General features: G+C 68.7%; 21 protein-coding genes and 2 pseudogenes. 5 read left to right on the top strand and 18 right to left on the bottom strand.

Going from position 1 to position 22,906, the window contains the following annotated elements:
* Both WH07_RS13135 and WH07_RS13130 read right to left on the bottom strand, forming a co-directional pair.
* A pseudogene (locus tag WH07_RS13135) lies at positions 1-187 on the bottom strand (serine/threonine protein kinase); the annotation flags it as partial.
* An 89-nt stretch (positions 188-276) separates the two neighbouring features.
* Positions 277-1,143 (bottom strand): menaquinone biosynthetic enzyme MqnA/MqnD family protein, encoded by an 867-nt coding sequence (locus WH07_RS13130; RefSeq protein WP_198533797.1) that lies wholly within the window; start codon positions 1,141-1,143, stop codon positions 277-279.
* Between the two features lie 370 nt (positions 1,144-1,513).
* On the opposite strand from WH07_RS13130, the gene WH07_RS13125 reads away from it, so the two are divergent.
* Positions 1,514-1,717 (top strand): cold-shock protein, encoded by a 204-nt coding sequence (locus tag WH07_RS13125; protein WP_017948713.1) that lies wholly within the window; start codon positions 1,514-1,516, stop codon positions 1,715-1,717.
* A 218-nt stretch (positions 1,718-1,935) separates the two neighbouring features.
* On the opposite strand, the gene WH07_RS13120 is transcribed toward WH07_RS13125, so the two are convergent.
* The 6 genes from WH07_RS13120 to WH07_RS13095 form a co-directional block, all read right to left on the bottom strand.
* A complete protein-coding gene (locus WH07_RS13120) occupies positions 1,936-3,996 on the bottom strand; it encodes an AMP-dependent synthetase/ligase (RefSeq protein WP_046499796.1) in 2,061 nt (686 codons plus the stop codon).
* Between the two features lie 44 nt (positions 3,997-4,040).
* Positions 4,041-4,337, bottom strand: a complete 297-nt coding sequence (locus WH07_RS13115) for a DUF4229 domain-containing protein (RefSeq protein ID WP_046499780.1) — start codon at positions 4,335-4,337, stop codon at positions 4,041-4,043.
* A 68-nt stretch (positions 4,338-4,405) separates the two neighbouring features.
* Positions 4,406-4,936 (bottom strand): GNAT family N-acetyltransferase, encoded by a 531-nt coding sequence (locus WH07_RS13110; RefSeq protein ID WP_046499794.1) that lies wholly within the window; start codon positions 4,934-4,936, stop codon positions 4,406-4,408.
* Between the two features lie 12 nt (positions 4,937-4,948).
* Positions 4,949-6,112: an aminofutalosine synthase MqnE gene (mqnE, locus tag WH07_RS13105; RefSeq protein WP_046499792.1), complete on the bottom strand. Its 1,164-nt coding sequence runs from the start codon at positions 6,110-6,112 to the stop codon at positions 4,949-4,951.
* Positions 6,113-6,258: 146 nt separating this feature from the next.
* The gene (locus WH07_RS13100) at positions 6,259-6,711 is read right to left on the bottom strand and encodes an Lrp/AsnC family transcriptional regulator (protein WP_046499778.1); all 453 of its coding nucleotides are present in this window, start codon (positions 6,709-6,711) and stop codon (positions 6,259-6,261) included.
* Between the two features lie 164 nt (positions 6,712-6,875).
* A complete protein-coding gene (locus WH07_RS13095; RefSeq protein WP_046499775.1) occupies positions 6,876-7,595 on the bottom strand; it encodes a UbiX family flavin prenyltransferase in 720 nt (239 codons plus the stop codon).
* A 112-nt stretch (positions 7,596-7,707) separates the two neighbouring features.
* Between WH07_RS13095 and WH07_RS13090 the strand changes: the two genes are divergently transcribed.
* Complete coding sequence (locus WH07_RS13090) at positions 7,708-8,310, top strand: rhomboid family intramembrane serine protease (RefSeq protein WP_046499773.1); 603 nt, start codon at positions 7,708-7,710, stop codon at positions 8,308-8,310.
* A gap of 63 nt (positions 8,311-8,373) precedes the next feature.
* Here WH07_RS13090 and mqnP read toward each other — a convergent pair whose 3' ends face one another.
* Together mqnP and WH07_RS13080 are read right to left on the bottom strand one after the other, a co-directional pair.
* Entirely contained in the window at positions 8,374-9,288 is a 915-nt protein-coding gene (mqnP, locus tag WH07_RS13085; protein ID WP_046499771.1) for a menaquinone biosynthesis prenyltransferase MqnP, read from the bottom strand.
* Complete coding sequence (locus WH07_RS13080) at positions 9,285-10,736, bottom strand: menaquinone biosynthesis decarboxylase (protein WP_046499769.1); 1,452 nt, start codon at positions 10,734-10,736, stop codon at positions 9,285-9,287. Before WH07_RS13080 ends, mqnP begins: the two co-directional genes overlap by 4 nt.
* Before the next feature lie 88 nt (positions 10,737-10,824).
* Here WH07_RS13080 and WH07_RS13075 point away from each other — a divergent pair, with 88 nt between their 5' ends.
* A complete protein-coding gene (locus WH07_RS13075; RefSeq protein ID WP_046499767.1) occupies positions 10,825-11,220 on the top strand; it encodes a PLD nuclease N-terminal domain-containing protein in 396 nt (131 codons plus the stop codon).
* A gap of 176 nt (positions 11,221-11,396) precedes the next feature.
* On the opposite strand, the gene ccsB is transcribed toward WH07_RS13075, so the two are convergent.
* The 7 genes from ccsB to hemL all read right to left on the bottom strand — a co-directional run bounded on the left by ccsB (position 11,397) and on the right by hemL (position 19,572).
* Positions 11,397-12,488, bottom strand: a complete 1,092-nt coding sequence (ccsB, locus tag WH07_RS13070; RefSeq protein ID WP_046499765.1) for a c-type cytochrome biogenesis protein CcsB — start codon at positions 12,486-12,488, stop codon at positions 11,397-11,399.
* Complete coding sequence (gene resB, locus WH07_RS13065; RefSeq protein WP_079023191.1) at positions 12,485-14,341, bottom strand: cytochrome c biogenesis protein ResB; 1,857 nt, start codon at positions 14,339-14,341, stop codon at positions 12,485-12,487. The genes ccsB and resB overlap by 4 nt, the downstream gene beginning before the upstream one ends.
* A 4-nt stretch (positions 14,342-14,345) precedes the next feature.
* Positions 14,346-15,083 (bottom strand): cytochrome c biogenesis CcdA family protein, encoded by a 738-nt coding sequence (locus WH07_RS13060; RefSeq protein WP_232788853.1) that lies wholly within the window; start codon positions 15,081-15,083, stop codon positions 14,346-14,348.
* A 67-nt stretch (positions 15,084-15,150) separates the two neighbouring features.
* A complete protein-coding gene (locus WH07_RS13055) occupies positions 15,151-15,774 on the bottom strand; it encodes a TlpA family protein disulfide reductase (protein ID WP_046499762.1) in 624 nt (207 codons plus the stop codon).
* A 120-nt stretch (positions 15,775-15,894) separates the two neighbouring features.
* Positions 15,895-17,238: a polysaccharide deacetylase family protein gene (locus tag WH07_RS13050; protein WP_046499760.1), complete on the bottom strand. Its 1,344-nt coding sequence runs from the start codon at positions 17,236-17,238 to the stop codon at positions 15,895-15,897.
* A 244-nt stretch (positions 17,239-17,482) separates the two neighbouring features.
* The gene (locus WH07_RS13045; RefSeq protein WP_046499788.1) at positions 17,483-18,193 is read right to left on the bottom strand and encodes a histidine phosphatase family protein; all 711 of its coding nucleotides are present in this window, start codon (positions 18,191-18,193) and stop codon (positions 17,483-17,485) included.
* A gap of 32 nt (positions 18,194-18,225) precedes the next feature.
* Positions 18,226-19,572 carry a glutamate-1-semialdehyde 2,1-aminomutase gene (gene hemL, locus WH07_RS13040; protein ID WP_079023190.1) on the bottom strand — a complete coding sequence of 449 codons (1,347 nt, stop codon included), beginning with the start codon at positions 19,570-19,572 and terminating at the stop codon, positions 18,226-18,228.
* 116 nt (positions 19,573-19,688) lie between these two features.
* Between hemL and WH07_RS13035 the strand changes: the two genes are divergently transcribed.
* Positions 19,689-20,273, top strand: a complete 585-nt coding sequence (locus tag WH07_RS13035) for a hypothetical protein (RefSeq protein WP_079023189.1) — start codon at positions 19,689-19,691, stop codon at positions 20,271-20,273.
* 94 nt (positions 20,274-20,367) lie between these two features.
* Here WH07_RS13035 and WH07_RS41945 read toward each other — a convergent pair whose 3' ends face one another.
* Positions 20,368-20,685, bottom strand: a complete 318-nt coding sequence (locus WH07_RS41945; protein WP_332836353.1) for an excalibur calcium-binding domain-containing protein — start codon at positions 20,683-20,685, stop codon at positions 20,368-20,370.
* 591 nt (positions 20,686-21,276) lie between these two features.
* On the opposite strand from WH07_RS41945, the pseudogene WH07_RS13025 reads away from it, so the two are divergent.
* A pseudogene (locus tag WH07_RS13025) lies at positions 21,277-22,906 on the top strand (hypothetical protein); the annotation flags it as partial.

Genomic DNA, 22,906 nt, shown 5'->3' with positions numbered 1-22,906 from the left:
CCTCGCGCCGGAAGCGGGCCCGGAACTCCTCGTCCATCGCGCAGTGCGGGTGGACGACCTTCACCGCGACCGTGCGGCCGGCCGCCGAGCGCGCCAGATAGACCCGGCCCATCCCGCCCGACCCCAGTCGTCCGAGCAACCGGTACGGCCCGATGACCGGCGGCTCACCTGCCTCCAGCGGCTGCATGCCCGTCCCCCCTCGTCACATCCACGCGCTTGCACGCAGCACCCTAGAGGGTGGGGGTGGCGAGGGGGTTGAGGAAGGGTGGCGCGGGCTCAGGCGGTGAGCAGTTCTACGTTCACCGTCGCCGGGAATCCGGTCGTCGGGCCGGTCCTGCGCGCGAACTCCCGTACCCCCGCGAGCTGGTCGGGACCGAACCGGAAGTCGAGCGTCGTGAAGTAGCGCTCCAGCAGCTCCGCGTCGAAGGCCTCCCAGCGCGCCGCCTGTTTGGCCACCTTCGTGACCTCCTCCAGGGACAGGTCCCGGGACGCCAGGAACGCCTCGTGGACCTTCCGTACGACCACCGGCTCGCGCGCCAGATAGTCCTTGCGGGCCGCCCAGACCGCGAAGACGAACGGCAGACCCGTCCAGTCCTTCCACATCAGCCCCAGATCGTGGACCCGGAGGCCGAGCCGGGGCGCGTCGTGCAGGGAGGCGCGGAGCGCGGCGTCGCCGATCAGCACGGCCGCCTCGGCCTCCTGCATCATCAGCCCGAGATCGGGCGGGCAGGTGTAGTACTCGGGCGCCACCTTGTACTGCTCGGTGAGCAGAAGCTGTGCGAGGCGTACGGAGGTGCGCGAGGTGGAGCCGAGGGCGACCCGGGCGCCGTCGAGCTGTTCCAGCGGCACCTGCGAGACGATCACACAGGACATGACAGGACCGTCGCAGCCGACCGCGAGATCGGGGAATGCGACAAGGTCATCCGCGTTGCGGAGGAATTCGACGAGGGTGACCGGCGCGATATCCAGCTCGCCGCGCACGAGCTGTTCACTGAGCTTCTCCGGGGTGTCCTTCGTCAGTTCGAGATCGAGAAGGGTTCCTGTCCTCGCGAGCCCCCAATAGAGCGGCAGGCAGTTCAGGAACTGGATATGGCCGACTCGCGGCCGACTGCGCGAGTCCGCCGCAGGCCCTGTTTCGGCCACGGACTCCCCCACCGGCGCCGCCAGGGGCTCCGTCACGGACCCGGCCGCCTCGGGCACTGTCACCGGCGCTGTCGCCGCCTCTGTGTTTTCCACGGGACTGTCCACAACCGCGAGGCTAGACCCGCGGAGTACCGGCGATGTCCTCGGGGCAGGGGTTCGTCAGCACGTCAGACGCCTATACAAACGTCCGGGTGACGTGATCTTTACCTCTACCGCTGCGCGCGGAGTGCGTGCTAGGCTCGCCGCAAGTTGCAGTTTGGTTTCCCTTGCAGTACAGAGCCTGCGGAGCATGTGACCCGCAGGCTTTTGTAGTTTTCAGACTTCTTTGCAGGTTCTGGAGCAGGGCAACCCTTTGGCCCAAGGAGGGCTTATGGCTACCGGAACCGTCAAGTGGTTCAACGCTGAAAAGGGCTTCGGCTTCATCGCCCAGGACGGCGGCGGCCCGGATGTCTTCGTCCACTACTCCGCGATCAACGCGACCGGCTTCCGCTCCCTCGAGGAGAACCAGGTCGTGAACTTCGACGTCACTCAGGGTCCGAAGGGCCCGCAGGCGGAGAACGTCACCCCGGCCTAGTTGCCCGGGTCGGCGATCGCGAACGACTTACGCAGTACCAAGGAGCTCCGCTTTCCCCACTCGGGTGGGGTAAGCGGAGCTCCTGCCTTTTTCCGGCCCGCCCGGACCGTACGGACTTCTCGCCCGGGTTTTCCCGGCGCCGGGCGTGTCGGCGGGCCTTTCGATCAGTACGCCGGCAGCCCGGCCGTCGCGGTCACGGGCGCGCCATGACGGGCGAGCTACGGCCCGTACAGCTTCTCGATCTCGCCGGCGAAGTCCTCCGCGATCGCCTCGCGCCTCAGCTTGAGCGACGGCGTGAGATGGCCGGCGGCCTCGGTGAAGTCCACCGGCAGGACGCGGAACCGGCGGATGGACTCGGCGCGGGAGACCAGACGGTTGGCCTCGTCGATCGCGCGCTGGATGGCGGCACGCAGCTCGTGGTCCTCGGCCATGGCGGCGAGCGGGACCCCCGGCTTGCGCTTCATCATCCGCCAGTGATCGAGACCGTCCTCTTCGAGGGTGATCAGGGCGGTGATGTACGGACGGTTGTCGCCGAGCACCATGCACTGGCTGACCAGGGGATGGGCCCGCACCCAGTCCTCCAGGGGCGCGGGCATGACGTTCTTGCCGGCCGAGGTGATGATGACGTCCTTCTTGCGGCCGGTGATGGTGAGATAGCCGTCCTCGTCCAGCGAGCCCAGGTCCCCCGTGACGAACCAGCCGTCGTCGGTCCAGGCTCCCCAGTCCTCCCGGTCCCCGCGCTCGGTCCGGTCCCCCCGTACGCCTCGTACCGCCGCCGCGCGCTCCGCGTCCCAGTACCCCGCGCACACCTGGCCCCCGCGCAGCAGCACCTCGCCGTCCGGGGCGATGCGTATCGCCGCGCCGGGCAGCGGCCAGCCGACCGTGCCGAGGCGGGGCTTGTGCGGCGGGGTGACGGTCGAGGCCGCGGTGGTCTCCGTGAGGCCGTATCCCTCGAAGATCTCGATGCCCGCGCCCGCGTAGAACGCGGCGAGCCGGCGTCCCAGCGGTGAGCCGCCGCAGATCGCGTAGGTGACCTTGCCACCGAGGGCGGCGCGGATCCGGCGGTAGACCAGCGGGTCGTACAGCGCCCGGGCCGTGCGCAGCGCGAACGAGGGACCGGGTCCTGTGCCGTGCTCCATCGCCTCCACGGCCTCCCCGTACCGCCGCGCGATCTTCGCGGCACGGTCGAACGACGCGGCGCGGCCCAGCTTCTCGGCGGTGGCGCGGCCGGTGTTGAAGACCTTCTCCAGGACATACGGAATGGCCAGCAGGAAGGTCGGCCGGAACCCCGCCAGATCCGCGAGCAGGTCGTGGGTCCTGATGGAGGGCGCGTGTCCGAGCCGTACCCGGGCGCGCAGACAGCCGACCGCGACCATCCGCCCGAAGACATGCGAGAGCGGCAGGAAGAGCAGGGTGGAGGCGGGCTCCTTGCTCACCGTCTTGAATATGGGGTGGAGAAGCTCGATGGCGTTGTCCACCTCGGCGAAGAAGTTGGCGTGGGTGAGGACGCAGCCCTTGGGGCGTCCTGTGGTCCCCGAGGTGTAGATGAGCGTGGCGGCGGAGTCGGGGGTGAGGGCGGCTCGGCGCTCGGTGACCGCCTCGTCCGGGAGGTGTTCGCCCGCGCGGCGCAGGGTGTCGACGGCGCCGGAGTCGAAGGCCCAGAGGTGGGTGAGACCGGGGAGCTGGCCGCGCTCCTGGCCGATCAGCCAGGCCTGCTGGGCGTCCTCCACGGCGCAGGCGACCGCGCCGGAGTCCTGGAGGATCCAGCGGGCCTGGAAGGCGGAGGACGTCGGGTAGATCGGGACGGTGATCAGACCGGCGGCCCAGGCCGCGAAGTCGAGCAGGGTCCACTCGTAGGTGGTACGGGACATGATCGCGAGGCGGTCGCCGGGGCGCAGGCCGGCCGCGATCAGGCCTTTGGCGACGGCTCGTACCTCGTCGGCGAAGGCGGCGGCGGTGATGTCCTGCCAGCGGGCCTTCCCCTTGGCGCCCTTTGCCTTGTTCGCCGCACTCGGCTTTGCCGCGCTCGCCTTTGCCGTACTTGCCTGAGCCGCACCCGTCCTGCTTGTCCTGCGGCTCAGGACCGCTTCGTCCGGTGCCTCGCGGGCGTTGTCGAAGGGGATGTCGGCGAGTGAGCCGGTGGTCACGGGCGGGACCAGCGGCGCTACGGACACTTCCCTGACGGCGCCGTCCTCCCGTACCTTCACGGGCTCGATCAGCGACAGGGGCGGGAACGGCAGGCGATCGGCAGCGGCATTGGCACTGCCATCGGCGGACATGGCAGGGAAGGGCGACGGTGCGGCGGACACGTGCGGGGCCGCGCCTACTGGGTCGCGCCGTCTTCCTGGGAGCGGTTGGCCTCAAGTTTGGCCTTGGCACCGTCGACCTTGGTGACGAGCTGCGCGGACATCTCGTCGCGCTGCTTGCGCAGCAGGACCAGGCTGAGCGGCGCCGAGATCACCAGCGCGAGCAGCAGCACCCAGATGAAGTTGGAGTCGCCGAGCCCCTTGGGCAGCAGACCGACCTGGACCAGCCCGGCGACGACCACGAAGCAGCCGACGAAGATGCCGAGGCGCATCACGGTGTAGCGGATCGTGGCGCTTGCCTTCGGAGCGGTCACAGCGGGCCTTCTCTCTTTCCGGGATCTTCCTGCCGGGAATCCTGACCCATCAGTCAAGCACGACAGGTTCAGTGCCGGTCCAGGGGGAGCAGCATCGTGATGTCGTCCCGGTCGTCACCTGGGGCGACCCTGATCGCGTCGGGCACCCGGCCCACTTCCTTGTAGCCGCACGAGGCATAGAACCGTTCGAGTCCGGCACCGCCCCGGCAGGTGAGGCGGATCGCCTCGATGCCTTCGATGCCACCGGCCGCTTCCGCCGCGGCGGCCAGCAGCTCGCGGCCGTATCCCTTGCCCTGGTGGCGGGGGTGGACCATCACGGTGTAGAGCCAGAGCCAGTGGCGCATCAGCCGGTGGGGGTTGAGCGTGAGGAACGCCGTCGCGGCGAGGGCGCCCTCCTCGTCGTACCCCACCAGCAGCCGGCAGCGGCCCTCGGCCATCGCCGTGAGGTGCCTGACCAGATCGGGCCGGATCTCCTCGGCCGTCACCGGGGGGACAAAGCCGACCGCCCCGTCGGCGTTCGACACATCCGTCCAGAGCGCCAGGACCCCGTCACGCAGGGCGCGGTCCACCGGCGGGTCCAGTTCGAATACGAGCGACATCGGCATGCCCTCTCAGACCCGCATCGGCTGCGGGGACTCCCGGCGGTCGGGATCCGGCCCCGGGTACTCACGGATGATCTCGTACCGGGTGTTCCGCTCGACGGGCCGGAAGCCCGCGTCCCGGATCAGTTCGAGCAGGTCCTCACGGCCGAGCTTGTTGGGCGTGCCGTAATTGTCCGCGTCGTGCGTGATCTTGTACTCGACGACCGAGCCGTCCATGTCGTCCGCGCCGTGCTGGAGCGCCAGTTGGGCGGTCTGGACGCCGTGCATCACCCAGAAGACCTTGACGTGCGGGACGTTGTCGAAGAGCAGCCGGGAGACCGCGAAGGTCTTCAGCGCCTCCGCGCCGGTCGCCATCGACGTACGCGCCTGAAGGCGGTTACGGATCTTGCCGTCCTTCATGTCGACGAAGTCGTGCTGGTAGCGCAGCGGGATGAAGACCTGGAAACCGCCCGTCTCGTCCTGGAGTTCACGCAGGCGCAGGACATGGTCGACGCGGTGGCGCGGCTCCTCGATATGCCCGTACAGCATCGTCGACGGGGTCTTGAGCCCCTTGGAGTGCGCCAGGCGGTGGATGCGCGACCAGTCCTCCCAGTGGGTGTTGTGGTCGACGATGTGCTGCCGGACCTCCCAGTCGAAGATCTCGGCGCCGCCGCCGGTGAGCGACTCCAGGCCGGCGTCGATCAGTTCGTCGAGGATCTCGGAGGCGGACAGCCCGGAGATCGTCTCGAAGTGGTGGATCTCGGTGGCGGTGAAGGCCTTGAGGGAGACCTGCGGCAGGGCTTCCTTGAGCGCGCTCAGCGAGCGGGGGTAGTAGCGCCAGGGCAGCGTCGGGTGGAGGCCGTTGACGATGTGCAGCTCGGTGAGGTTCTCCCCCTCCATGGCCTTGGCGAGGCGCACGGCTTCCTCGATGCGCATCGTGTACGCGTCCTTCTCGCCCGGCTTGCGCTGGAACGAGCAGTAGGCGCAGGAGGCGGTGCACACATTCGTCATATTGAGATGGCGGTTGACGTTGAAGTGCACGACATCGCCGTTCTTCCGCGTCCGCACCTTGTGGGCGAGACCGCCGAGCCAGGCCAGGTCGTCCGACTCGTACAGGGCGATGCCGTCCTCGCGGGTCAGCCGCTCACCGGCCTCGACCTTCTGCTCCAGCTCGCGCTTGAGACCCACATCCAGTGCAGATGCAGTCATCAGGCCGCCTCCCATACGTCTACCAATCGGGCCAGTCGAGCCTACGCCCCCGGCCGGACAGTCCCGACGCGGCCCTCCGCTCGCCGGCCCGCTCCTCGGCGCCCGCGCCGCTCCCAGGGTCCGTCCTGCCGTCACTCCTCCGGGAGTTCACCGACTCTGTTCTCCCACTTCGTGGAGAGGACGATGGTGGTGCGGGTACGGGAGACGCCCTTGGTGCCGCTCAGCCGGCGGATGGTCTTCTCCAGTCCGTCCACGTCGCCCGCGCGCACCTTGAGCATGTACGAGTCGTCGCCCGCGATGAACCAGCAGTCCTCGATCTCCCCCAGATCACGCATCCGGCGGGCCACGTCCTCGTGGTCGGCGGCGTCGGAGAGCGAGATCCCGATCAGCGCGGTGACGCCGAGGCCCAGCGAGGCCGAGTCGACCGTGGCGCGGTAGCCGGTGATGACGCCGGCCGCTTCGAGCCGGTTGATGCGGTCGGTGACGCTGGGGCCGGAGAGCCCCACGAGCCGGCCCAGCTCGGCGTACGAGGCCCTGCCGTTCTCCCTGAGGGCCTGGATGAGCTGCCTATCCACGGCGTCCATATGCCTGAAGCCTTCCATTATTCAGCAATCTCGCAAGATTGTATCTAGAATCTAAGGCATGCAGGGCAGGCGCCCTGCGAATCTTTTGAGCCATCACGCAAGCCTGAGCCATCGGGCAAGCCATCGGTACGCCTTCGGCCGCCGTGGGCAGCCGTGGGCAGCCGTCATGAGGGTTCGGTCGGCTCACCGCGGGAGCCGCCCAGCTCTCCCTTCCAGCGGCGGTACAGCCGGTGCTCCACCCCCGCCGCGTCCAGCACCCGCCCGGCGACGAAGTCCACCAGGTCCTGGATGTGCGTCGCCCCGGCGTAGAAGGCGGGAGAGGCGGGCAGCACCACGGCCCCGGCCTCGTCCAGCGTCACGAGATGCTTCAGCGTCTGGCCGTTGAGGGGTGTCTCCCGTACGGCGACGACCAGCCTCCGGCGCTCCTTGAGGGTCACACTCGCCGCACGCTGCAGCAGGTCCTTCGAGAGGCCGAGCGCCACTCCGGCCGCGCAGGCCGTGGACGCCGGCACGATCAGCATCCCCTGGACGGGGTACGAGCCGGACGAGGGCCCGGCCGCCAGGTCCCCGGCGGCCCAGTGCCGTACGAGGCCGAGGGCCGCGTCGTCGACGTCCGCGGCGAAGCGCTCGGGTTTGCCGTCCGCGCCACGGGACAGCCAGGCGCGGAGATCGTCCCGCCAGTGCGCGTCCCGGAAGGCGATCCCGGTCTCGTCGAGCAGGGTCAGCCGCGCCGTGCGCGACACCACCAGGTCCACGCTCTCCCCGGCCGCCAGCAGCGCGCGGAGCACGGCCGCGGCGTACGGCGTACCCGACGCACCGGAGACACCGACGACCCAGGGCCGCCGTGAGGGGGGTGACTGGTCTGCGTACGGTCCGGACTTCACGGATCCGAGCCTATCCGGCACCCTCTGCCGGGAACCGGGTAAGGTGCCCCGTCCGTTCCCCCGGTGAAGAGCGCGTGAACCGAAGAGGAGACCGGGAACGGGGGGTGGAATCATGACCGGTACGGGATCCGGGTGGGCCGGCACCGCGCGGGCGAAGGCCGCCGCCAAGCTGATGGCGGGGTGGATCGCCCTGCTGTGGGTGCTCGAACTGGTGGATGTCCTCACCGCTCATTCCCTCGACGGCTACGGCATCGTCCCGCGCGAGCCGTCCGAGCTGGCCGACATCGTCCCGGCGTCGTTCATCCACTTCGGCTTCGCCCATGTCGCGGCGAACACGGTGCCGCTGCTGGTCTTCGGCTTCCTGGCCGCGCTCGGCGGCATCCGCCGGTTCCTGGCCGTATGCGCGGTGATCATCGTGGCCGACGGTCTGGGCGTCTGGCTGATATCGCCGTCGCACACCAACACCGCGGGCGCGTCCGGACTGATCTTCGGGCTGTTCGGCTATCTCCTGGTCCGCGGCTTCGTCGAGCGCAAGCCCGCCGGCATCGTCGTCGGTCTGGTGATCGGCGCGATATGGGGCAGCTCGATCCTGTTCGGCATATCCCCGGCCAATACGACAGTGAGCTGGCAGGGCCATCTCATCGGCCTGGTCGCGGGCGTCGCCACTGCGTTCATGTTCCGTCACCCGGCCGCCCGGGCGACGCCCATTCCGTAACGACGCCGCGCCGTCGCGACGCCACGCCGTTGCCGCCGTTGCGCACTGGCCCTGGTCGCGCCCTCACCCCGTGAGGCCGCGCACCACCAGATCGAGCAGCGCGCACACGAACAGGGCGATGCCGATGAAGCCGTTGACCGTGAAGAACGCCCTGTTGAGCCGCGACAGGTCGTGCGGCTTCACGATCGTGTGCTCGTACAGGAAGGCACCCGCCACGATCACCAGACCGGTCCAGAAGAACACCCCCGCGCCCGTGGCCAGTCCGTACCACACCAGCAGGGCGGTGGTGACGGCATGGCAGACGCGCGCTCCGTACAGCGCCCCGGGGATACCGAAGCGGGCCGGCACGGACATCACGCCGTGCGCGCGGTCCGCCTGGACGTCCTGGCAGGCGAAGATCAGGTCGAAGCCGCCGATCCAGACCCCGACCGCCAGGCCGAGGATCACCGCGTCCCAGGACCAGGTGCCGGTGATCGCGATCCAGGCGCCCACCGGGCCCATGGCCTGGGCGAGTCCGAGAATGGCGTGCGGAAAGTTGGTGAACCTCTTGCCGTACGGATAGACCACCATCGGGATCACGGCGATCGGCGCGAGGGCGAGACAGAGGGGGTTCAGCGCGGCGGCGGCCGCGAGGAAGATCACAACGGCGATCCCCGCACCCGTCCAGGCGGAGCGTACGGACACCGCGCCCGTCACCAACTCCCGCCCCGCCGTGCGTGGATTGCGGGCGTCGATCTCGCGGTCGATGATCCGGTTGCAGGCCATCGCGAAGGTGCGCAGCCCGACCATGGCGACGGTGACCAGCAGCAGCCGGCCCCAGTGGACATTGCCGTCCAGGCCGAACATCGCGGTCAGCGCGGCGATATACGCGAACGGCAGGGCGAACACCGAGTGCTCGATCATCACCAGCCGCAGGAACGCCCGGGTTTTCCCGCCCGCCCGCGCCGGTTCGGGCCCGAGGACTTCCGCTGCGCTCACAGGCCGTACTCCCTCCACCGGCGGTCGACCTTCGCCGCCGTCTCCGGGTCGGACTCGACCATCTCCGGCCAGCCGCCGTCCCGTGTGTACCCCTCCTCGGGGAGCTTGCGCGTCGCGTCGATCCCCGCCTTGCCGCCCCAGAACTGCTGGTACGACGAGTGGTCGAGATGGTCGACCGGGCCCTCGACGACGGTGAGGTCGCGCGCGTAGTCGGTGTTGCCCAGCGCGCGCCAGGACACCTCGTGCAGATCGTGCACATCGCAGTCCGCGTCGACGATCACGATCAGCTTGGTCAGCGACATCATGTGCGCCCCCCAGATCGCGTGCATCACCTTCTGCGCGTGCTTGGGATACTTCTTGTCGATCGAGACGATCGCACAGTTGTGGAAACCGCCCGACTCGGGGAGGTGGTAGTCCACGATGTCCGGCACAATGATCTTCAGCAGCGGCAGGAAGAACCGTTCCGTCGCCCGTCCCAGCGGGCCGTCCTCCGTCGGCGGCCGGCCGACCACGATCGACTGGAGCAGCGGTCGTCTGCGCATCGTCACACAGTCGATGGTGAGCGCGGGAAAGGGTTCCTGCGGGGTGTAGAAACCGGTGTGGTCCCCGAACGGGCCCTCCGGAAGCGTCTTTCCGGGCTCCAGCCAGCCCTCGATGACGACTTCGGCGTTGGCCGGGACCTGGAGCGGCACGGTCTTGCAGTCGACCATCTCGATCCGCCGGCCCTGGACGAAGCCCGCGAAGAGATACTCGTCGATGTCACCGGGCAGCGGCGCGGTGGAGGCGTACGTCACAGCGGGCGGACAGCCGAACGCGATCGCGACGGGCAGCCGTTCACCGCGTCTGGCGGCCACTTGATAGTGGTTGCGGCTGTCCTTGTGGATCTGCCAGTGCATGCCGATGGTGCGCCGGTCATGGCGCTGGAGCCGGTAGAGCCCGAGATTGCGGACGCCGGTCTCCGGGTGCTTGGTGTGCGTCAGGCCGAGGTTGAAGAAGGACCCGCCGTCGTGCGGCCAGGTGAAGAGCGCGGGGAGCTGGTCCAGATCGACGTCGTCGCCGGTGAGGACCACTTCCTGGACGGGCGCGTCCTTGATCTTCTTCGGCGGTACATGCGCCATCGCGCCGAGCTTGCCGAAGGCCTCGCGCAGCCCCATGAAGCCCTGGGGAAGCTCCGGTTTGAGCAGTCCGCCGATCTTGTCGCTGATCTCGCCGTACGAGGTGAGACCGAGCGCCTTGAGGAGCCGGCGGTCCGTGCCGTACACATTCATGGCCAGCGGCATCGAGGAGCCCCGGACATTCTCGAAGAGCAGGGCGGGGCCGCCGGACTTGTTCACCCGGTCGACAATCTCCCCGACCTCGAGATACGGGTCGACTTCCGCCTTGATGCGCTTGAGGTCGCCCTCGCGCTCCAGCGCCCTGAGCAGCGAGCGAAGATCGTCGTAAGCCATGCGTCCCAGTATCGGCCACCCGGTACCCTGGCCCGGTCACCGGGGCCGTCGCACGGCCCCCAACCGTTCCCGGGGAGTCCGTCCAGCCATGCTCAGGTATCTGCCGTTCCTGCTGGTCCTGGCGCTGTGGATCTACGCCTTCATCGACTGCCTCAACACCCCCGAGGAAGAGGTCAAGGGCCTTCCCAAGGTGGTCTGGGTCATCATCATCCTGCTGTTCGGCGAGGTGCTGGTCGGTCCGGTCGCCTGGCTGGTGGTGGGCAAGGTGCGGCGCGGCCCGGCGGGCGGTTCGACACCGTCCGAGTGGCACCGGAACAAGCGCGGGAAGTGGACGGCGCCGGACGACAATCCGGCGTTCCTGGACTCCCTGAAGGAAGAGAACAAGAAGGACGAGGCCCTGCTCAAGGACTGGGAGGCGGATCTCCGCCGCCGCGAGGAGGAGATCAAGCGCCGCGAGCGGGAGCAGGGCGGCGGCGACAACTGACTTCCGTACGTACGGGAGTGCGTACGGCAGGTGCCCCGCGCGGAACCGGTCCGCGCGGGGCACCTGTTGTATCGGCCGTACGACCGCCGTAGCACCTGCCGTACGAGCGGGCCTCGGACGCCCGCGTTACCACGGGACTCCCGCGTGACCGCGGACTCCCGTGTGGCCTCAGACGGTCAGACGCCCGCGTACGAGTGCTTGCCGGTCACGAAGATATTGACGCCGTAGTAGTTGAACAGCCAGCAGCCGAAGGCGATCAGCGCCAGATAGGCGGCCTTGCGGCCCTTCCAGCCGGCGGTGGCGCGGGCGTGCAGATAGCCGGCGTACGCGACCCAGGTGATGAACGACCAGACCTCCTTGGGGTCCCAGCCCCAGTAGCGGCCCCAGGCGTCGCCCGCCCAGATCGCGCCCGCGATGATCGTGAAGGTCCAGAGCGGGAAGACTGCGGCGTTGACGCGGTACGCGAACTTGTCGAGCGTCGTGGAGGCGGGCAGCCGTTCCAGTACGGAGGTGGCGAAGGAGCCGGGCGTGAGGCCGGTGGCGAGCTTCGTCTCGTACCGCTCCCGGAACAGGTAGAGCAGCGTGGCGACCGCGCCGACATAGAAGACCGCGCCGCAGAAGATCGCCGTGGAGACATGGATCCACAGCCAGTACGAGTGGAGCGCCGGGACCAACTGGTCGCTGTCGGTGTACAGGACGGTGACGGCGAGACCGAGGTCGAGCAGGACCGTGGTGATGAGCGGCAGCCCGATCCAGCGGACGTTCTTCTTCAGTGCGAGAAGGACGAGATAGACGGTGACGGCGACGGTGGAGAAGGTGATGTTGAACTCGTACATGTTGCCCCACGGCGCCCGCTGCACGGACAGCGCGCGGGCGACCACACCGGCGGCCTCGACCAGCCAGGCGAGGACGGTGAGGGACACGGCGATCCGGCCGTACAAGTCGCCCTGGGCGTCTCCGCCGTGCGCTCCGGGGCCGTCCGGGATGTTCCTCGTACCGGCCGCGGAGCGGGTGATGATCTTCGGCCGCTCCAGCACGGCCGTCGCGCCGCCCTGCTGCGCGACCTGGATCTCGATCTGGCCCGCCGCGGACTCCTGGGCGCCGCCGGTCAGCGCCGCCGCGGTACGGGCCACCCGGCTGCGGCTGCCGAACAGCCACTCCGCGATATGCGCGAAGAAGGCCAGCGTGTAGACGGCCATGGCCGAGTAGATCAGCACATTGCTGGTCTGTGCCAGGCTCTCATTGGTTGCTGCGGCGGCGAGACTCACTTCTCAGCCCCTTCGGCTTCGACGGTCTGTTCCGCGGAACTGCCCGCGGGATCAGGCGCGGTGGGCGCCTCTGAATGGAGGGTGCCGGCCAGTTCGGCCAGTTCCTCGGGGAGCTTGGCGGATTCGCTGCGGCCGAGTCCGGCCATCTCGACCACGGTGACGCCGTCGGCGCCCCGTACGGCCCGGACCCAGATCCGGCGCCGCTGGATGAAGAGGGAGCCCGCGAGGCCCGCGATGGCGGCGACGGCTCCGGTCAGGGCCCAGGCGTCACCGGGCTGGTGCGAGATCTGGAAGCTCGCCCACTCCTTGACGTCCTTCTCGAAGGTGATCGAGCCGGCCCCGTCGGGCAGGGTGAGCTTCTCGCCGGGCAGCAGGGTCGTCTTCAGGAGGTCGCCCTTGGCGTCCTTGAAGGGCTTCAGCTTCCTGGTGTCCAGTTGGTACACATTCTGCGGAAGCCCGGAGTCGACGCCCAGACTGCCGTGGTACGCGCCGATGTTGAGCACCGGGAAGTCGAGCGCGGGGAACTGGGAGAACATCTGGCCCGAGTTCTTGCCGCCGTAGGTCGGCACGAAGAAGGCAGCGAAGCCCAGTTGGTCTTTTTTGCCGTTCTTGTCGCGGTAGCCGTCCATCACCTTGATGGCGCCGGTGGACGAGATGTTGTTGTCGATGGGCAGCAGCGGGACCGCGCCCTTGTAGACCACCTGACCGCGGCCGTCCCGGACGGTGACGACCGGTGCGTAACCGTGCGAGATCAGATAGACCTTCGAACCCTGCACTTCGAGCGGCTTGTTGACCTCGATCACCGAGGTGCGTTCGGCGCCGTCGGCCGAGGTGGTGTAGCGGACCTTGGCCTCGAAGGTGCGCGGGGTGCCGAGCTGCGGTCCGCTGCGCTCGTACGTCGCCGTGAACGAGTCGAGGCGGAAGCTGAAGGGTGCCAGGTCGTCCGTGTTGAAGAGCGAGCCGGACTTGAAGTCGTCGTACTGGGTGAGGGTGTTGGAGAAACCGTCGCCCTCGACGACCAGTTTGCCGCCCTCGGACTTGAAGAGCTGCCCGGTGGCGAAGGCCACCAGCAGCACGATCAGGGCGATATGGAAGATCAGATTGCCGGCTTCGCGGAGATAGCCCTTCTCGGCGGCGACCGCGTCGCCGGAGATGTGCGTACGGAAGCGGTGCCGCTTGAGTATCGCGACGGCGGCCTCGCGGGCGGCCTCCGGGGCGGCCGAGGTGCGCCAGGTCGTGTACGCGGGGAGCCGGGTGAGGCGGCGGGGCGCGGCCGGCGGGCGGGAGCGGAGCTGCCCGGCGAACTGCCAGGTGCGCGGGACGATACAGCCGATGAGCGAGATGAACAGCAGGATGTAGATCGCGGAGAACCACACCGAGCTGTAGACGTGGAAGAGCTGGAGCTTGTCGTAGATCGGGGCCAGCGTCTCGTGGCGGTCCTTGAAGTCCTGGACCTTGAGTTCGTCGATGCTGGTCTGCGGGATCAGCGAGCCGGGGATGGAGCCGAGGGAGAGAAGGAAGAGCAGGATCAGCGCGACGCGCATGGAGGTGAGCTGGCGCCAGAACCAGCGGAGCCAGCCGACGAGGGAGAGGGTCGGGCCGCCGAGGGCGGTCTCCTCGCGGGGGGCGGTGGAGAGCTGGGAACCGGCGGCGCCGAGCTCGCCCGCGTCGTCGCGGACCTGGCTGTCCGGGGCTGCGGCCGCGCTGTCCGTAGCCGCGACGCCCCTGGTCGCGTCGTCCGGGGCTACGGCCGCGTCGTCCGGGGCTGCGGCCTCGCCGTCGCGGGCCGCGGAAGCCTCCGTGGCGCCCGCCTTGTCCGTTGTTGTCCCACTGTTCGTGGACGCCTTGCTCATGACACTAGATCCCCACCGTGTAGCCGTCGGACCAGCCCTGCATCTCCTGCACGATGCCGTCCCACGCACCGGTCAGCAGCAGCAGACCGGTCACGATCATCATCGCCCCGCCGGTCCGCATCACCCACGCGTAATGCCGCTTGATCCAGCCGAACGCGCCCAGCGCCCTGCGGAACGCCACCGCCGCGAGGACGAAAGGGACACCGAGCCCCAGACAGTACGCCACGGTCAGTACGGCCCCGCGCCCCGCACTCGCCTCGTTGAACGCCAGGGCCTGTACGGACGAGATGGTCGGCCCGAGGCAGGGCGTCCAGCCGATCCCGAAGAGCGCGCCCAGCAGCGGCGCGCCCGCCAGGCCGGTCATCGGGCTGCGGTGGAAGCGGAACTCGCGCTGGGTGAGCCAGGGCATCAGCCCCAGGAAGAACACGCCCATCAGGATCATCAGCGCGCCGAGCACCTTGGAGAGGATCTCCCGGTGCCCCTGGAGCGTCGCGCCGAAGTAACCGAAGAGCGCGCCGCCCGAGACGAAGACCGCGGTGAAGCCGACCACGAAGAGTGTGGCGCCGGCCACCATCCTGCCCCGTCTCGCCTCGGCCAGATCGGTGCCGCTGACGCCGGTGACGTACGACAGATAGCCGGGTACGAGCGGCAGCACGCAGGGCGAGAAGAACGAGACGAGCCCGCCGAGCAGGGCGATCGGCAGCGCGAGCAGCAGCGCTCCGCTGTAGACGGTCTCATTCATGTACGGACTCATTCATGTACGGACCGTCTCATCCGTGCCGGGGACCGCGGCGAGAGCCTGCACGCGATCACTTCTCCGCGATCAGCGGGTCGATCATCGAGCGCAGCTTCTCCTCGTCCAGCGCCATCAGCGAACGGGCCGCGATCTTGCCGTTCCGGTCGAGCACGACGGTGGAGGGGATGGCCTGCGGGTTGAGACTGCCCTTGGGGAAGCCGTTGACGATCAGCTTGCCCATCGGGTCGTACAGGCTCGGATACGGGACGCCGTAGTCCTTCTCGAAGGCGACCGCGGCGCCCTTGTTGGCGTCGCGGGTGTTGATCCCCACGAACGCGACACCCTGCGCCTCGGTCTCCTTGGCGGCCTTCGCGAAGTGCTTGGCCTCCTGGCGGCAGGGCCCGCACCACGAGCCCCAGACGTTCAGGACGACGATCTTGCCCTTGAGGTCGGCGACATCGAGCTTCGCGCCGTCGAGGGTCTCGCCCGCGATCTTGTTGACGGGCTGCCGTTCGGACTTCGCGACGGTGGAGATACCGCCGGTGTTCGTCACGAAATTGGTGTCGCCCCCGCCACCGGACTTGCCCCCGCCACCGCACGCGGAGAGCGTGAGCGCCGCCGCCACGACGAGGACCGGCGCGAGGGCGGCACGGAACCGGCGGTCGGAGCTGCGTGGGAGGGCGCGGCCTGAGTTCATGTGAAAAGTTTCGCATGGGCGTTTCGGGGATCTTGGCCGCCCCCCTGGGTGCCGACGGGGCCCATCTCCGGGGCCGTCGCCGGACCGTGTTCGCAGGTCGCGATTGCCCGGCCGTGTTTGTCAGGCCGCCTTTGCCGGGGTGCCCTTCAGTCCGGCATTCGGGGTGCCTTGGGGACTGCCTTTCCGGGCGGGCTGGAGGAAGGTGCGCCAGCCGCCGGCCGGGGACCGGCCGACATCGAGTGTGCGGAGCTTGGCGAGTACGGCGGGATCCTGCACGTCGAGCCAGTCGGTGAACTGGCGGAAGGACACCAGTCGTACGTCCTTCTTGCCCGCCATTCCCTTCAGCGCCTCTTCGACGGCGTCCATATAGATTCCGCCGTTCCACCGCTCGAAGTGGTTGCCTATGAAGAACGGTGCGCGATTCGTCTCGTACGCCCGGTGGAATCCGCCGAGATACGCCTCGGTGGCCTGCTTTCGCCAGCCCGCGTGCCGCGACTTCATTCCGTTCGTCGAATTCCGGGACTGGTTGGCGAGCATGTTGTAGTCCATGGAGAGGACTTCGAAACTGTGGCCGGGGAACGGTACGGCCTGAAGCGGGAGATTCCAGATGCCGTGCAGCTTGTCCGGCCATATCTGGGTGCCGCCCGGCGAACTCGCGTCGTAACGCCAGCCCAGCTTCCGCACCGCCGGAAGGAGTCTGTCCTGGCCGAGCAGACAGGGCGTACGGCCGCCGGTCAGTTCCTTGCGGTAGTCGAAGGGCAGCGGGTCGATTTCGGTCCAGCCGCTGTTCGTACGCCACTCGGTGACAAAGGAGACGGCCTGGTCGATCTCGCTGAGCCACTGCTGCGGGGTCCAGCGGTCCACCGATCCCGAGCCGCCGCAGAAGTGCCCGTTGAAGTGGGTGCCGATCTCGTGGCCGTCCAGCCAGGCCCGGCGGACATGGGTGAGCGTGTCCTTGATGTGGGCGTCGGTGAGATATCCGATGTCGGAGGCGCCCACGGGATTGTTGGGCGGGCGGTAGAGCGTCTTCTTCGACTCGGGCAGCAGATAGACGCCGGAGAGGAAGAAAGTCATCGCGGCGCCGTGGTTCCTGGCGAGTTCGAGAAAGCGGGGAAAGAGTCCGTTACCGACTTCACCCGCGCCGTCCCACGAGAAGATCACGAACTGCGGTGGGGTTTCACCGGGTTCGAGCGGAACGGGTGTGGGCGGCTGATGGGGCTGTTTTCCGGTGTCGGAGGTGGAACCGTCGCCTATGAGCCGGACGTCCTTGCCTGCGGGGCGGGCGGTGGCCGTCGGCTTTCCGCCCTTACCACCCGTACCGCCGCCGTCGCCCGTACCGGAATGGTGCGGTTTCGCGGCGTGGGCGGGGCCGGCGGAGCCGGTGGTGCCGCACCCCGCGATTCCGATCGCGGCGGCGGCGCCGATACCGGCTCCGAGCAGATTCCTTCGGCTGATGTCGCGCATACAGGTCCCATCCGCGCTCGACTCGTGCGTACGCCGCTCATACGGGTCCTACAAGCGGCAACACAACAGATGTCGTGCCGGACACGGAGGTTCCAGGGATTCCGGAACTTGTCACATCTTTACTGACGCGACTACGCGACTGACGCGCTGATGACGCACCGATGATGCGCCGAAAGCCGTCCCGATCGCCTGCCGATGACGTGCTGTGCGGGGAATGTGGCTTTATGCGCCGGGTGCGCCGGGCCTATGCGCCGAAGGCTTTCGCGCCGCCCTTCACGGGTTTGGCCCCGGCGAGGAGATGCGCGGGGACCAGATCCCGGGCCGGCTCGGTGTAGGCGACCGCGACGATCTTGTCGCCGTGGTACGTGAAGCTCGTCAGGGAGGCGAGCGTGCACTGCCGCCGGCGCGGGTCGTGCCAGAGCCTGCGCCGCTCGACGAAGCTGCGCACGATCCAGATCGGCAACTGGTGCCCGACACAGACCGCCTCATGCCCACGGGCCGCGTCCCTGGCGGCGTTGAGCGCGCCCATCATCCGTACGACCTGGTCGATGTACGGCTCGCCCCAGGACGGGCGGAAGGGGTTGGTGAGGTACTTCCAGTTGGCGGGCTTGCGCAGTGCGCCGTCGCCGACGCCGAAGGACTTGCCCTCGAAGATGTTCGCCGCCTCGATCAGCCGGTCGTCCGTGTCGACGGTCAGCCCGTGGATCTTGGCGATGGGCGCGGCGGTCTCCTGGGCACGCTCCAGCGGGGAGGCGACGACGTGAGCGATGTCACGGTCGGCGAGATGCTCGGCGACCCGGTCGGCCATGCGGCGGCCCAGGTCGGAGAGGTGGTAGCCGGGCCGGCGGCCGTACAGGACACCGTCGGGGTTGTGGACCTCGCCGTGCCGCATGAGATGGACGACGGTCACTTCGCTCGGCTCGCTCACTCCGTACGGCTCGCTGGACTCGCTCATCCCGTACGGCTCACTCGACTCGCTCGACTCGCTCATGAGGTGCTCTCCGGCTTCTCCGGTGCGGTGGCTTCGGCGGCGGCCCTGGCGGCGGCCGGCAGTGCGGCGGCGACGCGCTCGATCGCGCGCTCGTCGTGGGCGGTGGAGACGAACCACGACTCGAAGGACGACGGTGGCAGATACACGCCATCGGCGAGCAACGAGTGGAAGAACGCGGTGAAGCGGAACGACTCCTGCTTCTTCGCGTCCTCGTAGTCGCGCACCTCGTCGGCCGTGAAGAAGACGGAGAACATGTTGCTCGCCGACTGCACGCGGTGAGCGACCCCCTCCTTGCCGAGCGCCTCCGTCACCAGTTCCTGGATCCGGAGCGAGACCGCGTCGACCTTCTCGTACGCCGCGTCGTCCAGCAGCCGGAGCTGCGCGAGCCCGGCGGCGGTGGCGACCGGGTTCCCGGAGAGCGTGCCGGCCTGGTAGACGGGCCCCGCCGGGGCGAGCCGCCCCATGACATCGGCCCGGCCGCCGAAGGCCGCGGCCGGGAAGCCGCCGCCCATGACCTTGCCGAAGGTCATCAGGTCGGGCGCGACGCCGTCGATCCCGTACCAGCCGGATCTCGACGTACGGAAACCGGTCATGACCTCGTCGGAGACGAACAGCGCGCCGTCGGCGGCGCAGATCTCCTTGAGCCCGGCGTTGAAGCCGTCCCGCGGCGGCACGACGCCCATGTTGCCCGGCGACGCCTCGGTGATCACACAGGCGATCTCGCCGGGGTGCGCGGCGAAGGCCTGGCGTACCGCGTCGAGATCGTTGTACGGCAGTACGAGGGTGTCGCCGGCCTGGGCGCCCGTCACCCCGGGCGTGTCGGGCAGCCCGAAGGTCGCGACCCCGGAGCCGGCGGCGGCGAGCAGCGCGTCGACATGCCCGTGGTAGCAGCCCGCGAACTTGACGATCTTCGCGCGTCCGGTGAATCCGCGGGCGAGCCGGATCGCGGACATGGTCGCCTCGGTGCCGGAGGAGACGAGCCGTACCTGCTCGACGGGCGCGACCCGCGCCACGATCTCCTCGGCGAGCGCGACCTCGCCCTCACCCGGCGTCCCGAAGGACGTACCCCGGGCGACCGCCGCCTGGACCGCTTCGACGACCTCCGGGCGGGAATGTCCCAGGATCATCGGCCCCCAGGAACAGACGAGATCGACATACTCGCGGCCGTCCGCATCGATGAGGTATGGACCGTTACCGGACACCATGAACCGGGGTGTACCGCCCACCGCCCGGAAGGCGCGGACAGGAGAGTTCACGCCGCCGGGTGTCACGACAGCCGCGCGGTCGAAAAGCGTCTGCGAAACTGGGGCGTCATAGTCATAGGGGAAGCTCACGCAATCAATGGTGTCAGAGCCTCGGACGTTCTTGCGGACAGGTGTTTCACCGCACGTTCGTGGGGGAGGTCACTGTCACGATGATCGGGTTGCGCGGCCGGGGCTGCGAGTGGTCGGGTGGAGATATGCATCGCGGTGGCGGACTGGGTGAGGGGACCGACGACCTGGGTCCCGAGCCTGCCCGGCGTGGAAAGCACCGACGCCGCGAGCGCGAGGCCCGTGAGCAACCTCCGGGAAGCGAACGACGTCCGGAGAGCAGGAGTGGTGGCCGGGTGGGGGTGACCTACAAGTACTTCGGCGCGCCCGACGGAGCCACGGCTGCACGCGTCCCGATCTCGATGCGCCCGGAGGAACTGGGCGGCGACGAGCTGGGCATGGGCGGCATGTTCACCAAGATCAAGCCCGAGACGATAGCGGCCATGGTCCTCACGGGCATCCAGGGCATGCCCCTGCACAAGGTCCCCCCGCTGGAACTGGTGGTCCTGCACCCCGACTACGCGGTCGTCAAACTCCCCATGACGGTCGTCGACCCGCTGCGCGGCATCGGCGAGGAATCGGTCGGCGCGGCAGCCTTCATCTGGTCCACGGTCCCGGACCGCGGCGGCCCGAGGGACGCGTACAACGTGTATCAACTGCTGCACGAGTGGCAGGACTTCAGCCACCGCCTGCACGAGGCGGGGCATCAGCCTTACTGCTTGGTGTGGCCGTGAGCTGAGGTGACCCGGGCCCGCGGGGCTGCGGGCAGGGTGACGCCCCCTCCTTGGGAGGGGGCGTTCTTGGGTGCTGTTCAGGCGGGCCGGGTCGTCATTCGCATCCGACTCCGTCGCCGTCTCTGTCCAGGTGCGATCCGTAGCCGGGGTCGCCGACGTGGACCGGGGCCGCGCCCGCCGCTCGGGCCGCCGCGCAGTTGGCGTAGTACGCCGAGCCGCCCGAGGTGTCCTCGCTGTCGCCGCCGGTGCCGTCGTCGCCGTCGGCCGGGGCGACGGTGACGCGGACCGTCTTCGTCTTCGTGACCGTGGGCGCCGGCTCCGGGGTCGCCGTCACCGTCTTGGCGGGGACGGGTTCCGCGGTGGTGGTCGCCGTCGTCGTGACCGTCACCGACGGTGCCGGCTTCTCGCTCACCGTCTGCCCGGATTTCGTACCGTCGCCGGCCGCGCCGATGCCAACGCCGATGAAGAACAGGAGCGCGGCGCAGGGGAGAAGGACTCGCTTTCGCGTCCATCCCGGTCTGCCAGACGGGGACGGCAGGAACGGCTGAGGTGGTTGGGGTGGTTGGGGCGGCCGGCCCCAAGGTGGCTGCTGCGGTAACTGGTTGTACGACATGCGTCCCCCTATGCGTGGTTCGAGAGGGACAAACGTATAAGCGCCCGAGAAAACATGGAGGGTATGTGCACTCTTGGTAATTGAGTTGTGACCAAAATATGCAGAGCGGAGGGTCTCCCTCCGCACGCGGTCCGGAGTGGCGTCTGCGTGGCGGACGGAATGACGCCTTCCAGGGTTCATGCGGCCGTCGGATCGATGCCATTTCCGGCGCTTATGAAACGGCTCTGACCTGCGGAAACTGGGCCCCTCAAGTGGGCCCAGGGGCCCTGCGGGTGGGCCCGCCACCGTACCTAGGCTGCACTCGCTCGGGTGATCGGGGACGTGTGGCGAGGAGATGTGATGACGGGCGCCGACAGGTTGCGCGAATGGCATAGACGCAGCCATGGGTTGGTGGACCGAACACATCGCGACCGAACACATCGCGACCGGGGGCAGAGCGGGGCCGAGTACGCCGCCATGGTCGGGGTCGTGTCGCTGGTCGTCGCCGCGATCGTCGGCCTGAGCGTGCCCACCGACACCGCGACCGGGCTCAAGACCCAGGTCTGCCGAATACTCCACCCGCTCAGCGGCGCCGACGCCTGCGCCTCCGGCGACTTCGCCGACGGCGGGAACGGAGATGGCGGAGGCGGCGACGGGGGTGGCGGTGGCGGGGACGGTTTCGTCCCCAACGGCGACCCGTTCGAGCCCGCGAGGTGTCTGCTGTCACAGGATCAGACCAAGACCACCGTCGTCATCCAGATCTTCTTCATCAAGATCAGCAACTCGGAGACGGTAAAGCTCCAGCAGTGGTCGGACGGCACCGTCACCCTGGAGCGCGTGACCGAGACCTCGGGCGGGGTCACGGCCAGCATCTCCGCGGGCATCCCGGGTCTGAAGGACTGGGGCGGCAGCGCCAAGCTGAGCGGTACGTATCTGGCGGGCAGCGGCAGCGGCGGCCAGTGGCTGTTCAACGGGAACAAGACCGGCAACCCCCAGGCGGACCTGGAGGCCAACCTCGCGGACGCCCAGCAGTTCGCCGAGTACCTCAAGGCCATGGACGACTGCAACAGGACGACCGGCCCCCGCGCCTCCGAACTCGGGATGATCTGCGGCTACCACGCCGGCAAGAAGAAGCCCGACCTCCCGCCCGAGCGCGCACCGGACGTCGACATCACCAAAACCAGCACCGAGGCATCCGGCAACGCGAGCTTCGGCGGGAAGTTCAAGAGCAACGGCAAGAGCGGCAAGGACTCCGGCAAGAGCGACGGCCCCAAGGACCTCGGCAAGATCTCCGGCGAGGTCCTCTCCGGCACCATGACCGAAGACGTCGTCGTCATGCGCCACAACACCGGTATGAACGCCGGGAAGATCACCTTCATCTACACCTTCACCGTCAAGGGCACCGCCGGCGCCGGCGGCCAGGCCACCGGCGAAAGAATGCAGCAGGTGGCCGTCACGTACGACGCCGCCGCCTACGACCAGGAAGAAGCCGACGGGGCCGCACATCACCCGGAAAAACTGGTCATCACCACCAGCCAGGAATCCGGGGGCGGCGGCGGATTCAAGGGCGAGGCAGGCGCCAACGCCGGACCCGTCACCATCGACGTCGGTGGCGGCGGCGGAAGCTACGAATCACAGATACACACCGAAACCGCCGAACTCATCCTCGACAACGACGCCGACAGCACCACCGTCGAGGACTGGCTGCGCGGCCGGGGCGGAGACCCCGCGAAGAACCCGCTGCCCTCCCCGTCCGACGCCGCCGAGGCACCGGACGACGACGCCAGCCCCCTCGAACGTCTCCTGCACGACAAGGGCAAACTCAGCAAGCTCGACTACAAGGCCAACACCGACTGGTGGAACGCCTCCCTCGGCATCGGCTTCGGCATCTCCGCCGGACAGTTCTCCCTCGGTTTCAAGCTCTTCGGCATCGACATCACCCACGAGAACAAGAACCAGACCATCACCGGCGACCCCACCTACGCCACCGGCCCCACCAGCGGCGGCACCCGCCCCTGGGTCGAATGGAAGAACTGCACCC

It is taken from the genome of Streptomyces odonnellii (assembly GCF_000981895.1).
GTDB classification, from domain to species: Bacteria; Actinomycetota; Actinomycetes; order Streptomycetales; family Streptomycetaceae; genus Streptomyces; species Streptomyces odonnellii.
The sequence above is the reverse complement of the archived record's forward strand: the minus strand, read 5'-3'. Positions and strand labels throughout refer to the sequence as shown.